Origin of the sequence: Maledivibacter sp. (assembly GCA_025210375.1) — a bacterium.
GTDB lineage: Bacteria > Bacillota > Clostridia > Peptostreptococcales > Caminicellaceae > JAOASB01.
Genome location: JAOASB010000016.1, coordinates 57731 through 72591 on the forward strand (window position 1 = coordinate 57731; position 14861 = coordinate 72591).

The following is a 14861-nucleotide window of genomic DNA, read 5'->3' on the forward strand; positions in this document are numbered from 1 at the left end:
AGCATCATATTTATTTTACTATATATTTTATTTAAGTAATACCCTATAATATTTAATTTTTTAAATTAGTTATTCTGATCCTGTATTCTAATTCATTTAAGAGATCATCTCCTATTCCCCATCCACTTATATGCTGTATTTTAATTAAATCCCTTTTCTCTATTTTTTTTATTAATTTATTTATTTTATTTTGTTCCCTTATGCCATTATGCAAGCTTGATATACTAATAACTATGATATTATTGGCTCCCTTTAACTTTAGACCCTTTATAGATTTTAAGAGAAGGTCATCATTATTGTATTTCATGCAAATAATTTTTTCCTCTTGAAATTTTGATTTTGCCATTTTACGTACAACCTCATTACTAAGAATACTTTGCTCATAAAAGCTTTCATCATTTGAAATCAAAAGAATCATGCCAGTGGAATATATATTTTTTCTTTCTACCAATTCCATTGCTTTATCTGACACTTGTCTCGCTAACTTCTGACTATTCCAAAGGAATGGCACAATCTTAATATCTGTATTATTATTCAAAACTCCCTCATCAATTGTATTTTTAAATTTCTTATATTCCTTTGATTCGCTAAGCATTAATGGTACTAGTATTAATTTTTCATATTGCCTACTAAGTATATTGACCTCTTCATAAATATCTGGTTCTATGTTGAAATATGCTGAATATAAGTCGTAATCTGTTCCCAAGCGAAGACTTAAGTTTTCATTTATCCTCTTACATAAATCCACATACTTACTATTTCCAACTTTCTCATATGCAAGCTTATATTGTGAAGCCATAATGGGCCCATGGGCTTTATTCATTATTTTTTCTTCCTTATATATATTCTTTAAAATATTAAAGGTTTCATATTCATTAGGCTCGCCCCCTGAAAAGATTATAACAGCTGGCTTTGTAAGTTTTTTCTCATTTTTTATATTACTATTTTGATAGTCATTATTATTAATCCCTATAACGGAATAATATAATATAGTATTTCCCAAAACATATCCTGCCCCAAGTCCTATCAAAAACAAAAGTCCCCATTTTATTTCCAGTTTTATACTTCTTAAGATATTTATAAGTGTTAACATTAATGTTATTATAAAAATTCTTTCTATATTACCATCGAAAATGAGAAAACCTATTATTAATAAGCTTAATAGCAAAGCCTTTATAAATATGAAAAATTTATTATTAATAAATATCATCTCCTTTATATATTTTATTTGTCACATAGGAAAATATGTTTATGTGAGGAAATTGCATAACTCTTACTTGGCTAAGCCTAATATAGGAATATCGTTCTTGATTTAATTACTTAAGATATAAGCGTATTTGAGGGTATAAATTTAGGGCTTTTAAAACTATATATAACAGATAATTTTTGTAGAAAGTAATTATGCAATTTGCTCACCTAGCTATTGCTTTAAAGGCATAATTGCATTATAATTTATTCTGTATGCTAGGATTATGAAAAAAATGACTTCCACCTTAATAAACGTCTTAGAAGTCAAAACTACTTGTACTTTTTCAAAGATTCCATGAATAATCTGGCTTAAATTAATGAACTTGTTTTTTTCATAATCCTAGGTCTCGACAAATCTATCAATGAAGCGAAAGGAAGAATATTTATGAAGTTAGGAATAGTAGGATTACCAAATGTAGGTAAGAGTACTCTTTTCAATGCTATTACTAAAGCAGGAGCAGAATCAGCAAACTATCCATTTTGTACCATAGAGCCAAATGTAGGCGTTGTATCTGTACCCGATGAAAGATTAGAAATATTACAAAGGGTATATGACTCTAAAAAGATTATAAATACAGCCATAGAGTTCTATGATATCGCAGGACTTGTTAAGGGTGCTTCTAAGGGAGAAGGTTTAGGGAATCAGTTCCTTGGACACATCAGAGAGGTTGCAGCTATCATACATGTCGTAAGATGCTTTGAAGACGAAAATGTGGTTCATGTTGACGGCAAAATAGGTCCTTTAAAGGACATTGAAACTATAAATCTTGAGCTTATTTTCTCTGACGAAGAGTTAGTAGATAGAAGACTTACTAAGACAAGAAAGGCCCTTAAGGGGGATAAAAGTCTTCAAGGAGAATTAACAATACTTGAAAAAATCAAGGCTACTTTAGAACAAGGGATTAGCGTAAGGGCTATGGAGCTTAGTGATGATGAATGGTCATTCGTAAAGACTCTTCAACTATTATCGGCTAAACCAATCATATACTGTGCTAATGTATCTGAGGATGATTTGATTGAAAATGATGGAGAGAACTCATTCGTTCAGGAGGTTAGAGATTTTGCTAAAACTGAGGGTGCTGAGGTAGTAGTGATCAGTGCTAAGATAGAACAAGAGATAGCTGAAATTGACGATGAAGAAAAGGATGCATTCCTCAAGGAGCTAGGACTCAAAGAATCTGGCTTAGACAAGCTTATAAAGTCAAGCTATCACTTACTAGACCTCATCAGCTTCTTAACAGCTGGCCCCCAAGAAGTTAGGGCTTGGACCATCAGAAGAGGCACAAAGGCTCCCCAAGCAGCTGGTAAAATTCACTCGGATATAGAAAGAGGATTTATCAGAGCGGAAACTATTGCCTATGAAGACCTTAAGGAACATGGAACTATGTCAGCAGCTAAAGACAAGGGACTTGTTAGACTTGAGGGTAAGGAGTATGTGGTTAAGGATGGGGATGTTATATTGTTTAGGTTTAACGTTTAAATAAAAAACCATATTTTTATATAAATAAAACCGCTATACTCCTTAATTTAACTGGAATATAGCGGTTAATTCATTAATATCATAACAAAGTTATTGGTTTTGGGCACAACCTTGGTGCAACACCACCAAAATATTATCATTTGATACCCCCTAACCTTTTTGATAAACTATCCGTTGCCTTCTTCTTTCGAAGGACGAAGGGGCAGAAGGACGGAAGGACGCAGGGACAGGTTCATCGTCCTAATATGTTGCTAATCTTATGGATGACACTTTTAGATATTCCTGTTATCCTAGATATTTGCCTTATAGTAACCCCTTCTTGTCCCTTTATTTTTCTTATGATCTCATTTCTTTTATCTTTTTCAAGTTTTTGTAATTCGCTTATATTCTTAATTCCCATTTTTCTAAGGTTTTCTCTTACTTCATTATCCGTTTTTCTCTTTTTTTCTTTATATTCTAAACACTCATCATTATTCTTTTCTTTTGAGTATTTCTCAAACTCCTCTATGGATTTCTTTCTATCTTCTGAAAGCATTCTCAATGCAAAATCTGTATCTATTATTGTTCCTTGTCCTATATATTCTTTATAACTGCTCCATTTATAATCCACTATATTTTCAATTTTTCCAGCTTTTATTGGATTTTGATGAATGTATCTAAGAACTGTTAAAAAATACTCATCATTTTCAACAACTTCACTTTTATATCGCTCCTGAAATAAATGACCACATCTCTCATACTTGTTATTATACCAATGTACATAACTGCTACTAATTCTTTTGATTGCATTTGATATCGATTCTTTTTCTTCTTTTATTAGCAAATGTACATGGTTATCCATTAAACAATATCCATAGACTTTATACTCACTTATAGTTTTATAGTATTTTATTCTTTCAATAAATCTTTCTTTGTCTTCATCATCTTCAAATATATTCTGTCTGTTTATTCCCCTAAGCATTATATGGTATATTCCGCTTTCACTTTTTTCTCTAGCCTTCCTTGCCATTTTCCTCACCTCTATGCCCAGTTTATCATATTGGTCATTAAAGGACAATGAACCTGTCCCTGCGTACTTTTATCATTAAAGGACAACGAACCTGTCCCTGCGTACTTTTTTTCTTAACCCTTACCTTAACTCCTTCTTATTACTCCCCTAATTTCTTTTTTTGCTCTATTATAATATAATCATCAAGTTCTTGACTTATTTTTACTACCTCTGTAGTATTACCTCGTTCAACATATATTTTGTTTAAGGCTAATCTTAGGGCTTCCATTCTCTCCTTTATATATCTTTGATTATTCTTTGATTTTTTCACTTTAATTACCCTTTCTTAAAATATATTTTTGAATTTTTAGAACTATAAACTCCTTTTTAATATGTGTTCAATAGAATATTTTTGTTTATATCTAAATAAGCATGCTATATGAATTATATGTTAAATATTAACACGTAACACGAACTATAGTCAATATAAATTACGTACTATAGGTCGTTAATTTTTATTCTCTTTAAATGTAAAGTTAACTTAAGGGAGTGATTGGATGTATAATAGTATTTTAGGAAAAAGAATTCGTGAAGAACGTTTAAAAATAGGATTGACTCAAGAAAAGCTTGCGGAATTTGCAGAAGTATCACCTGCCTATATGGGTCGCATAGAACGTGGAGAAAGAAATATTACTGTGAAAACCCTTATTAGGATAGCTAATGCTCTGGGTACATCAATTGACTATTTGTTGAAGGATGCTTTTGAGATAGAAGATGATACCTTAGTAAAGCAGTGGTTACAATTAACAGCAAATAGAACGGATAAAGAAAAGCAAATGGCCATTGATGTGATCAAGGTTATGTTTGGTCATTTAGATTCTTAAATTATTGAATATTCCTTTGCATATCCTACAATCTCAAATAAAATAATTTTTAAAAAGGGCATTACACTATGTTTTCAATAGGCGTAATGCTCCTTTTAATTAGTTTGAATAATTACTACAAACAATTTTTTTCTACTAGTTTTATATAATTGTAAAATTATCAGTGCTTGACTCCTTTTTCTATATCATATTCTTCACCCTCAGTTCCATTATTTTACTTTCAAAACTAACCTAGGAGATATACCCACTTGACTGTTTATTCTATGTTTGATTTAATAGTTTAGTATGACTATATTGTACAAGAGAAAAGATGCCCACAATACATACATTAAATCAATTCATAGAATACCTTAAGCTATAGAGAGTTTAGGGTAAATCTTAATTTATGCATATCAAAATTTTTGATGTGTATAAATTAAAGTTTTGACTGAAATCCCTATAACAGTGCCAGAATAAAAAGTAAGTTTATTTTAAAGAGTATAAGGAAAAATATATAAATAATAGCATAGGAGGTTTTCACAATGGATAATAGGCAAAAGATTGATGATTTGCTAAAAAGAAAAGAAAAAATTCAAGCTGGTGGTGGAGAGAAAAGAATCAAGAGCCAACATGAAAAAGGAAAGCTAACAGCTAGAGAAAGATTAAATTTATTATTTGATGAAGGTACCTTTGAAGAAATAGATGGCTTTGTAAAGCATAGATGCACTAATTTTGGAATGGAAAATTTAGATGCTCCAGGAGAAGGGGTTGTTACGGGTCACGGTTTAGTAAATGGAAGACTTGTATATGCTTATGCCCAGGATTTCACTGTGGTTGGTGGTTCATTAGGAGAGATGCACGCTGCAAAGATATGTAAAGTTTTAGATGGTGCTGTAAAGGCAGGGGCTCCAGTAGTAGGAATGAATGATTCTGGGGGAGCTAGGATTCAGGAAGGTGTAGATGCTCTTTCTGGGTTTGCAAAAATATTTTACAGAAACACAAAAGCGTCGGGTTTCATTCCTCAGATATCAGTAATTATGGGCCCATGTGCTGGTGGTGCAGTATATTCTCCCGCATTAACGGATTTTATCTATATGGTTAATCAAACCAGTCAAATGTTTATAACTGGCCCTCAAGTAATTAAAACGGTTACTGGTGAAGAGGTTTCGTCAGAGGAATTAGGTGGAGCTATGACTCACAATTCAACAAGTGGCGTTGCTCATTTTGTAGCCCCAAATGATGAAGAGTGTATTGAACAGATAAGAATGTTACTAAGCTTCTTACCTTCAAATAATAAGGAGAAACCTCCCGTTTATTTAGCTAAAGACGCTGTAGATAAGATAATTCCTGAGCTAGATAGTGTATTACCTAATAGCCCTAAGAAACCTTACAATGTTTTAAATGTGATTGAAAAAATAGTTGATGATGGTCATTATTATGAGGTTCAACCACATTATGCTCAGAATATGGTTACTTGTTTTGCTAGAATTAATGGAAGTACGGTGGGTATTGTAGCTAATCAGCCAGCAGTACTGGCCGGATGCCTAGATATAAATGCATCTGATAAGGCCGGAAGATTTATCAGATCTTGTGATGCCTTTAATATTCCATTATTAACGATAGTAGATGTTCCAGGGTTCTTGCCTGGAACTAATCAAGAATATGGTGGGATTATTAGACACGGAGCAAAAATGCTTTATGCATATAGTGAAGCCACAGTCCCAAAGGTTACATTAGTAACAAGAAAAGCATATGGTGGAGCTTATATTGCTATGTGTTGTAAAGAGTTAGGGGCGGATTTTGTATATGCATGGCCTAGTGCTGAAATAGCAGTTATGGGGCCTCAGGGGGCTGCAAACATAATATTTAGAAAAGATATAGCCAATGCCGAGGATGGAGAAAAGCAAAGAGAGAAAAAAATAGCAGAATATACTGAGGAATTTGCCACTCCATATAAGGCGGCAGAAAGAGGCTATGTAGATGATGTAATAGAGCCAAGTGAGACAAGAAAGAAGATTATAAAGGCGTTTAATAGACTATCTTCAAAGGAAGAGTATGGATTAGATAAAAAACATGGAAACATCCCTCTATAAAACAAATACTAAAAAGAGGTGGATATATGAATGATCTAGTTGCATTAGAGAAAAACTTAGAAGAATTAATAGCGGTGATTAACTCAGTCGTGGCTATGAGTTTGAAAACTTCTTTAGATAAGATTAGAGTGAAAAGCATTAAATGTGAGAGAAATAAAAATATAAATTGGGAAAGTCCATTCCAGGAGGGAAGCTGTGTGGAAAAGTTTAAGGTAACAATCAGCGGTAATACATATGAAGTGGAAGTTGAAAGACTTACTGACGATTCTAGGAATGGTCAAAGCAAAGAGCCTCTTAAAGCTCCACCAAAACCAGTAAAGATAACAAAAACAAATACTATACCGCCAGGAGGAGGGGTCATTTCTGCTCCAATGCCAGGTACGGTTTTAGATGTTAGAGTTAGTAAAGGAGATAATGTGGAAGCCGGTCAAATTATACTAATTCTTGAAGCCATGAAGATGGAAAATGAGATCATGGCTCCAGCCAGGGGAACTATAACCTCTGTTCATGTAGGAAATGGCGATTCTGTAAGTGCAGGAGAGATAATGGTTAAAATAGGGTAAAAAGGTGAATACCTATTATCAACCTTCCCCATATAAGAAGCTACTTAATTCAGCTTTAACATATAACCAAATACTATATTTACATTCTAAAAAAGCTACAAGTCCTTTATTACTTACTTGTAGCTTTTTTCTTATGTTTTGAGTATTCACTATAAAAGTATATTTCAGTCCTACCTTTACAAACACAATATAATTGTGAGCCAACCACCTTATATTATTATATATCTCCTTTTAACTTCAGCTGATCTTCTTTCGTGTCAAACAAAACATCCCCTTGCCACGGGGAGATGTATGGATGAATTGTGAACGGCGTGGGCTGCTTCATGGAATGCTTCTCCTATGGTAGGGTGGGCATGGATAGTTGTAATAATCTCTTCCACTGTGGCCTCTAATCTAAGGGCCAACCCTCCTTCCATAATAAGATCAGTTGCCCTTGGCCCCGCCATATGTATCCCAAGTATTTCATCAGTATTGGCATCTACTACAAACTTCACAATCCCATTTGTCTCACCCATAATCAAGGATTTACCATTTGCAAATAGTGGAAAGCTTCCAATTTTAACTTCATATCCTTGATTTTTTGCTTCCCTTTCTGTTAGACCTACAGATGCTAATTCAGGCTTAGTATAAACAGCGGAGGGCGTGGTTTTAAAGTCAATTTTAGATGCTCTCCCCATGATATTTTCTGCTGCTGCTATACCTTCTGCGGATGCAACATGGGCAAGAAGCACTCCACCATTACAATCCCCGATGGCATAAATATTTTTCACATTAGTTTCCATGGTTCTCCTGTCAACTACAATGGCACCTTTATCAACTTTTACTCCAATCTCCTCAAGTCCTAGATTTTTCGTAACTGGTTTTCTTCCCACTGCCAATAAAACCTTTTCCACTACAAATGATTGTTTGCTCTCTCCAGATCTGGTATCAACAACTAATTTTTCATTATTTTCTTGAATACAAACTACCCTTGTTTTTGTATATATATCTGCACCTAATTGAATTAGCTGATTTTTCAAGATACCTACAATGTCATCATCCATTGTAGGTAAAATTTCTGGAAGCATTTCAATAATTGTAACCTTTGTGCCTAGGGAAGAATATATACTAGCAAATTCGCTTCCAATTACTCCTCCACCTATTATACACATGCTTTCTGGTATTTCCTTCAAAGATAAAGCTTCATTGCTTGTAATAACTTCATCTAGCTCAGCCCCTTCTAAAGGAATTCTTATAGTCTCTGATCCAGTAGCAATTACTGCTTTATCAAATTTAATAATTTCTTTTTTCCCATTAGGTAAGGTAACTCTAATCTCATTATCACTTATAAACTTTCCTTCTCCACTTATTTTTAAAATATTATTAGATTTCAAAAGGTTTTCTATACCACTTACTAATTGATCCACCACCGATTCTTTCCTCTCTTGAAGCACAGTCCAATCTATATCAAGGTTATCTACTTTTATACCGAGTTTTTTAGATTCTTCCTTTATTGTCCTATATAATTCAGTAGTATGAAGAAGTACCTTCGTTGGAATACATCCAACATTAAGGCATGTGCCTCCCATCCGTTCCTTTTCTATAATCGCGACATCCGCTCCAAGCTGTGCTACTCTAATAGCACATACATATCCTCCAGGTCCACCCCCAAGAATAACTACTTTCATATGTCTAGGCTCCCTTCCTATAGTATTAGCATTTCTGGCTTATCAATATATTGTTTGATTTTATAGAGGAACTGAGCGGCAACTGCTCCATCCACCGCCCTATGGTCTGCTGTAAGAGATAATTTCATGAATGGTTTGTTTATCACATTTCCATTTTCTAGTACTGGTGTTTCTACTATTGTATTAACTCCAAGTATTGCTACTTCTGGTTGATTTATGATTGGTGAGAAGGAATCTATTCCATACATTCCAAGGTTAGTAATAGTAAAGGTTCCTTCAGTTAAATCTTCCGTAGAGAGTTCATTATTTTTCGCTTTAAAAGCAAGGTCTTTAATCTCAGTGGAAATTTCTTTTAACCCTTTAGTATTTGCATATTTTACTACGGGCACTACAAGTCCATCATATATTGCAACTGCTACACCAATATTCGTATAATTTCTATATATAAGTTCTTCTCCATCTATTGAACAATTTAATAAAGGAAACTCTAGAAGAATTCTTGAAAGTATCTTAACCAAAAGATCCGTATATGTTACTTTATAAATATCCTTTAGTTTGTTCTTTAATCCTCTTAGATTAGTAACATCTACTTTTATATCATAGGTAACAGCAGGGGAAACCCTCCAGCTATGTGACATCCTTTGGGCTATAACTTTCCTCATTTGAGTCATAGGGACTCTTTCATCAATGGGGTTAGCAGCTTCAAGTATCCTACGCTTTTTATTAAATTCGAGTATATCCTGCTTCATTATTCTTCCATCCTTATTGATATCTGAGAGTTTAACATTCAACTTAATGGCAGCTTTCTCTGCCATTGGAGATGACTTAACTTTGCCCTTGGCTTTGATATATTTTTCAACATCATTCTTTGTTATTCTTCCATTAGGGCCAGTTCCAACAACCTCGGCAATATCAATTCCATTTTCTTGTGCTAGTTTCTTTGCTATTGGTGAAGCCTTTACCCTCTTCGATTCATTTACTTTTTTCTCTATTTCTTGCTTATCACTCATAATTTTAACACTATATTCTTTGTCAGCCTTTACAGTTGACTGATTTGATATTATTTCTAATTCAGCTATTGTAAAGCCAACGGGTACAATCTCTCCTTCTCGTATAAATAATTCCTTTAATCTCCCCTTTTGTGGGGATGTAACTTCATAGTTTAATTTTCCCACTACTAATTCTGCAATAGTTTCATCCTTTTCTATATTTTCACCGCAGCCCTTGAGGATTTTTACAACTACACCTTCTTCCATTTCCGAATTAAACTTAGGAATTCTGATTTCTATCTTAGCCATTGGAGGCACCTACCTTCATTTCTAGTCATTAATTACACCTTTTACAGCCTCTACAATTTTTCTTGCATTTGGCAAAACATAGTCTTCCATGGGCTTACTAAATGGTATTGGTACATTAGGTACTGCAAGTCTTTTTATCGGTGCATCTAAATAATCTAGTGCCTCTTCAGCTACAACGGCAGCGATTTCACCACTCATACCATAACTGAGATAGTCCTCGTCAACAATAAGAAGCCTATTCGTCTTTTTAATCGATTCAATGATGGTCTCCTTATCTAGGGGTACAAGACATCTTATATCAATTACTTCTACATCAATCCCCTCTTTTTCAAGTATACTAGCTGCTTCTAATGCTCTATGAACCATGAGGGATGCTGTAACAATAGTTATATCTGAGCCTTTTCTTTTTATATCAGCCTTACCCAATGGAATATAGTACATTTCTTCGGGGACATATTCCTTATTCCCATAGGGTAACCAGTCCAAACCACATAATAGCTTATGCTCAAAAAACATTATGGGATCATCATCCTTTATTGAACTTAATAGTAGTCCCTTTGCATCATATGCTGTGGATGGAACAACAATTTTTAATCCCGGTACATGGGCAAACAGTGAATAGAGTACTTGAGAATGTTGTGCGGCATCTCCATAACCTCCTCCAATGGCAGTTCTCAATACCACTGGCATCTTTAAGCTACCTCCTGACATATACGTATTTTTAGCTAAATGATTATATATCATATCCATTGCAACACCGAAAAAATCTACAAACATAAGCTCAACTATTGGTCGCAGACCCTCTGCCGCTGCACCTACAGCTCCTCCTATAAAAGCCGATTCAGATATAGGTGTATCCAAAACTCTACTTGGTCCAAATTTTTCATATAAACCTACATCTGTGCCAAATATTCCACCATATTTCCCCACATCTTCGCCCATCAAAAATATATTTTTATCCTTTTCCATGGCCTGCATCATAGCTTCGCTTATGGCCTGGGCAAAGGTTAATTCTCTATTCATTCCCCCACACTCCCTTCCGTAAATACATTCTCTAATGCTTCCTCTGGTCTAGGCCAAGGTGATTTTTCTGCATATTCAAAGGCTTCTTGTATTTCCTGTTTAACTTCTTTATCAATCCTTGTAAAATTATCATCGGATATATTTCCCTTATTTTGTAAATATTTTTTAAATCTTTCAATCGGTTCATTCTTTAAAGCCTGCTGTTGTTCTTCTTCACTCTTATAAACTTCTGGGTCTCCTTCAAAATGACCCATCAATCTAAATGTTGTACACTCTATAAAGCTAGGTCCTTTCCCTGATCTTGCTCTTTCAACGGCTTCCTTAGCTGCATCATAAACCGCTAGTAGATCATTCCCGTCTACTAAGACTGCTGGGATTCCATATCCCTTTGCTCGCATAATATTATTGTCTGTACTGGTGGACTCACTTTTTCTAACGGAAATGCCAAATTCATTATCCTCACATACAAAGATAACCGGTAGCTTCCATAATGCAGCTAAATTCATGCTTTCATGAAACATCCCCTGATTGGCTGCACCATCACCAAAAAATGCCACAGAAACATTGTCTTCGTCTTTATACTTTGATGCAAAGGCAGCTCCAAGGGCTGGAGGCATACTAGCACCTACAATACCACTACAGCTGAATTTAATAGACGTATCAAACAAATGCATATGTCCGCCTTTTCCTCTACATAATCCAGTGGAACGACCAAATAATTCTGCCACCATTTTTTTTAAGTCTACACCCTTGGCAACTAGTTCCCCATGTGCCCTATGGGTAGAAGTAGCGGTATCAGTATCTCTTAATTGGGAGCATACTCCAACTGCAATTGCCTCTTGCCCACAGTACAGATGCATTTCACCGGGGATTCCTCCCTTAGCATAGGTTTCAGCAATTCGTTCTTCCAGCCTCCTTATTAACAGCATAGTCTTATACATATCAAGAAATTTTTTTTCGTCAACTGTTGTCAATAATATCACCCCTTATTCATATTTATAAATAACAGATAACGCAATTACTATGCCAAAAAAAAATCAGGCATAATCGCCTGTTTCACTAAACTTTGCTGATGATACGTAGCGTTTTAGAACGTTCCATTATGAAACGCTACGCTTAATATCATATAGCTTCATTTTTCTATAAAGTGTTGATTTTGCAATATCTAATTCCTTTGCAGTCCTTGTTACGTTATATTCATTTTTTATTAATTTATTGATAATAGTCTCCTTTTCAATATTACTTAATGTATCGGATCTTGTATTAACATAGGATCTATTAGCTTTTTCTAGCCTTAGATCTTCTACTGAAATAGTATCATATGCAGATATATTTATAGCTCTTTCAATTGTATTTTCTAACTCCCTAACGTTTCCTGGCCATTTATGTCTCATTAAAGCTTGTAGGGCATCATCTGTAATTCCATTTACACCTTTACTTAGTAAGAGATTATATTTATTAACGAAAAAATCAGCTAATAGCCTTATATCATCTATCCTACGTCTTAAAGGTATCATCTCTAAGCTTAATACATTTAATCTATAATAAAGGTCTTCTCTAAATTCACCATTTCTTACAGCATCCTTCAGATTTTTATTTGTTGCAGCTATTACCCTTACATCTACTCTAATACTCTTATTGCTTCCTATTCTATTAACCACTTTATTTTCTAAAACTCTTAGAAGAGCCACCTGCATATCAAAGGGCATATCCCCTATTTCATCTAAGAATATAGTGCCTCCATCGGCTAATTCAAACTTACCTGTATTTCCATATTTCCTTGCCCCTGTAAATGCACCTTCTGCGTAACCAAACAATTCACTCCCAATTAATTCACGTGGTATTGCTCCACAATTTATAGCAATAAAGGGGCCACCTTTTTTTAAACTTTCATTATGTATTGCCTGGGCAAACATCTCTTTTCCTGTTCCACTCTCTCCCATTAGTAGGATATTTGAATTGCTTTTAGAGATTTGCTTTGCAGTATTAACTAGCTTTAAAAAATTCTTGCTGTGTCCTATAATGTCACTAAATCCTATTCTAGAACTGCTACCAACCACCGTATTAACTAGCTTTTTAACATTTTTAGCTTCATTTATAGTATAAAGAATGCCTTTTTCTAAGTCATTTTCTATGATTTTTCTAGATTTAATAATAAATTGATTATTCCTCCTATTAACCCTGATATTAATTTCATTAATCAAGCTTTGCCCACCAAAATCCTTGAATCCCCTTATTTTTTTTCGTGGAAGTATTATATCGATATTTTTGCCGATAATATCATCAGCTCTTTTATTAAACATAGTATAAATTCTTTCATTTACCCTTAGGATATTATCATTTCTGTCGGTGGCTATAATCCCCTCTTCAATATTTTCCATCATCATATTTAATATATGGTTAGTTATGTTCAACTCTTTTGATATTTGCTTTTCCCTTAGGATACTGCTTATATTATTTGCGGCTACTGCTACCATTCCAAGGGTATGGTCTTGAACCTTTGAATAATGTGCCGACATATTCAATACTCCAATGATTTTCCCATTACTGAATATAGGGGCCGAAGAACAAGTCCATTGCTTGACTATATGACAAAAATGCTCCTCTGCGAAAACCTGTTCTGGTCCTCCAGTTTGCATACACATACTTATGGCATTGGTTCCAACCGATTCTTCTCCCCAATTTGCACCCTCTATGAAGTTAATCTTATTAGCACTGGACATTATATCCCTGTCCCCAATTGCCCTTAGTATATATGCCTCACTATCACAAAGCATGACTAAAAAGCCACTTCCTTTAACCAGCTTATACAAATTATCCATTATTTCCTTTGCTACTTCCACAAGCTCTGCATTCCTGTTTAGAAAGTCCTTCATTATATTATTATTGAGAAATATCATTGGGCCCTTTATATTGGGATCTATGCCAGAATTAATACATCGTTTCCATGAGTTGATAATTTCAGAATTGATAGGATATGAATGGGTTAAATCACCTTTTAAGAAATTTTCCCATATGGTTCTAACTTTAATTGTCTTCCTATTATCCATGCCACAATTACAATTGGCTTAAAATATATATCCTAATAAAAATAATTTATCATCAGCTATTGTAATTTCCCTATAGATATTCCAGTTAAAGTTTTGACTGGAATCCCTATATTATCCTATATAAAAAATTGCTAAGATACTTACATGAAACCTTTATTTTTCCAAACTAATATAAGCCAATATACTCCTTTCTTAGATATCGAGCAAATTACATAATTACTTTCTATAAAAACCATATATATTATGCAATTCTGCCAAGTTAGAGTTATGCAATTTCCTCTATCAGTATTAAACTTATTATAGCATATAAATTTTTTTACTAAAACATTGATTCCCACGACAATATCATGAGGCGGCCCTGTTTTATATAAATTAAGATTACGAAATCATTGGAGCAGTTTGTTTGCTTCTATTTTGCTTTAAAAATTATGAGATGAAGACCAATATTACGATACAAATAAACCCGATATATTCCTTAACGTCACTGGAATATATCGGGCATTTTATTTATATGGATACAAGGTTAGGATTAATGTGGCCCTTTTCCCTTAAATAAGGAAGGAAATAAAGGGTATCCTCTTTATATCC

At 34.0% G+C, this 14861-nt stretch carries 12 protein-coding genes; 4 read left to right on the top strand and 8 right to left on the bottom strand.

The features are described from left to right. Positions 1-52: 52 nt before the first annotated feature. Entirely contained in the window at positions 53-1030 is a 978-nt protein-coding gene (locus N4A68_05705; GenBank protein MCT4563800.1) for a hypothetical protein, read from the bottom strand. Between the two features lie 603 nt (positions 1031-1633). Between N4A68_05705 and ychF the strand changes: the two genes are divergently transcribed. Further along, positions 1634-2728, top strand: a complete 1095-nt coding sequence (gene ychF, locus N4A68_05710) for a redox-regulated ATPase YchF (GenBank protein ID MCT4563801.1) — start codon at positions 1634-1636, stop codon at positions 2726-2728. A 232-nt stretch (positions 2729-2960) separates the two neighbouring features. On the opposite strand, the gene N4A68_05715 is transcribed toward ychF, so the two are convergent. Together N4A68_05715 and N4A68_05720 are read right to left on the bottom strand one after the other, a co-directional pair. Next, complete coding sequence (locus N4A68_05715) at positions 2961-3737, bottom strand: transposase (GenBank protein ID MCT4563802.1); 777 nt, start codon at positions 3735-3737, stop codon at positions 2961-2963. Positions 3738-3876: 139 nt separating this feature from the next. Then, positions 3877-4047 (bottom strand): aspartyl-phosphate phosphatase Spo0E family protein, encoded by a 171-nt coding sequence (locus N4A68_05720; GenBank protein MCT4563803.1) that lies wholly within the window; start codon positions 4045-4047, stop codon positions 3877-3879. A gap of 226 nt (positions 4048-4273) precedes the next feature. On the opposite strand from N4A68_05720, the gene N4A68_05725 reads away from it, so the two are divergent. The 3 genes from N4A68_05725 (at position 4274) to N4A68_05735 (ending at position 7235) form a co-directional block, all read left to right on the top strand. Next, complete coding sequence (locus tag N4A68_05725; GenBank protein MCT4563804.1) at positions 4274-4600, top strand: helix-turn-helix domain-containing protein; 327 nt, start codon at positions 4274-4276, stop codon at positions 4598-4600. A gap of 521 nt (positions 4601-5121) precedes the next feature. Then, a complete protein-coding gene (locus N4A68_05730) occupies positions 5122-6672 on the top strand; it encodes a methylmalonyl-CoA carboxyltransferase (protein MCT4563805.1) in 1551 nt (516 codons plus the stop codon). A 26-nt stretch (positions 6673-6698) separates the two neighbouring features. Beyond that, positions 6699-7235: a biotin/lipoyl-binding protein gene (locus N4A68_05735; GenBank protein MCT4563806.1), complete on the top strand. Its 537-nt coding sequence runs from the start codon at positions 6699-6701 to the stop codon at positions 7233-7235. Positions 7236-7492: 257 nt separating this feature from the next. Here N4A68_05735 and lpdA read toward each other — a convergent pair whose 3' ends face one another. From lpdA to N4A68_05760, 5 genes are all read right to left on the bottom strand, one after another. Next, positions 7493-8902, bottom strand: coding sequence for a dihydrolipoyl dehydrogenase (gene lpdA, locus N4A68_05740; GenBank protein ID MCT4563807.1), 1410 nt, complete (start codon positions 8900-8902; stop codon positions 7493-7495). A 17-nt stretch (positions 8903-8919) separates the two neighbouring features. Further along, entirely contained in the window at positions 8920-10200 is a 1281-nt protein-coding gene (locus tag N4A68_05745) for a 2-oxo acid dehydrogenase subunit E2 (protein ID MCT4563808.1), read from the bottom strand. Between the two features lie 21 nt (positions 10201-10221). Continuing rightward, positions 10222-11223, bottom strand: a complete 1002-nt coding sequence (locus N4A68_05750; protein ID MCT4563809.1) for an alpha-ketoacid dehydrogenase subunit beta — start codon at positions 11221-11223, stop codon at positions 10222-10224. Next, positions 11220-12164 (bottom strand): thiamine pyrophosphate-dependent dehydrogenase E1 component subunit alpha, encoded by a 945-nt coding sequence (locus tag N4A68_05755; GenBank protein MCT4563810.1) that lies wholly within the window; start codon positions 12162-12164, stop codon positions 11220-11222. The genes N4A68_05750 and N4A68_05755 overlap by 4 nt, the downstream gene beginning before the upstream one ends. Positions 12165-12323: 159 nt before the next feature. After that, a complete protein-coding gene (locus N4A68_05760) occupies positions 12324-14273 on the bottom strand; it encodes a sigma 54-interacting transcriptional regulator (protein ID MCT4563811.1) in 1950 nt (649 codons plus the stop codon). Between the last annotated feature and the right edge of the window lie 588 nt (positions 14274-14861).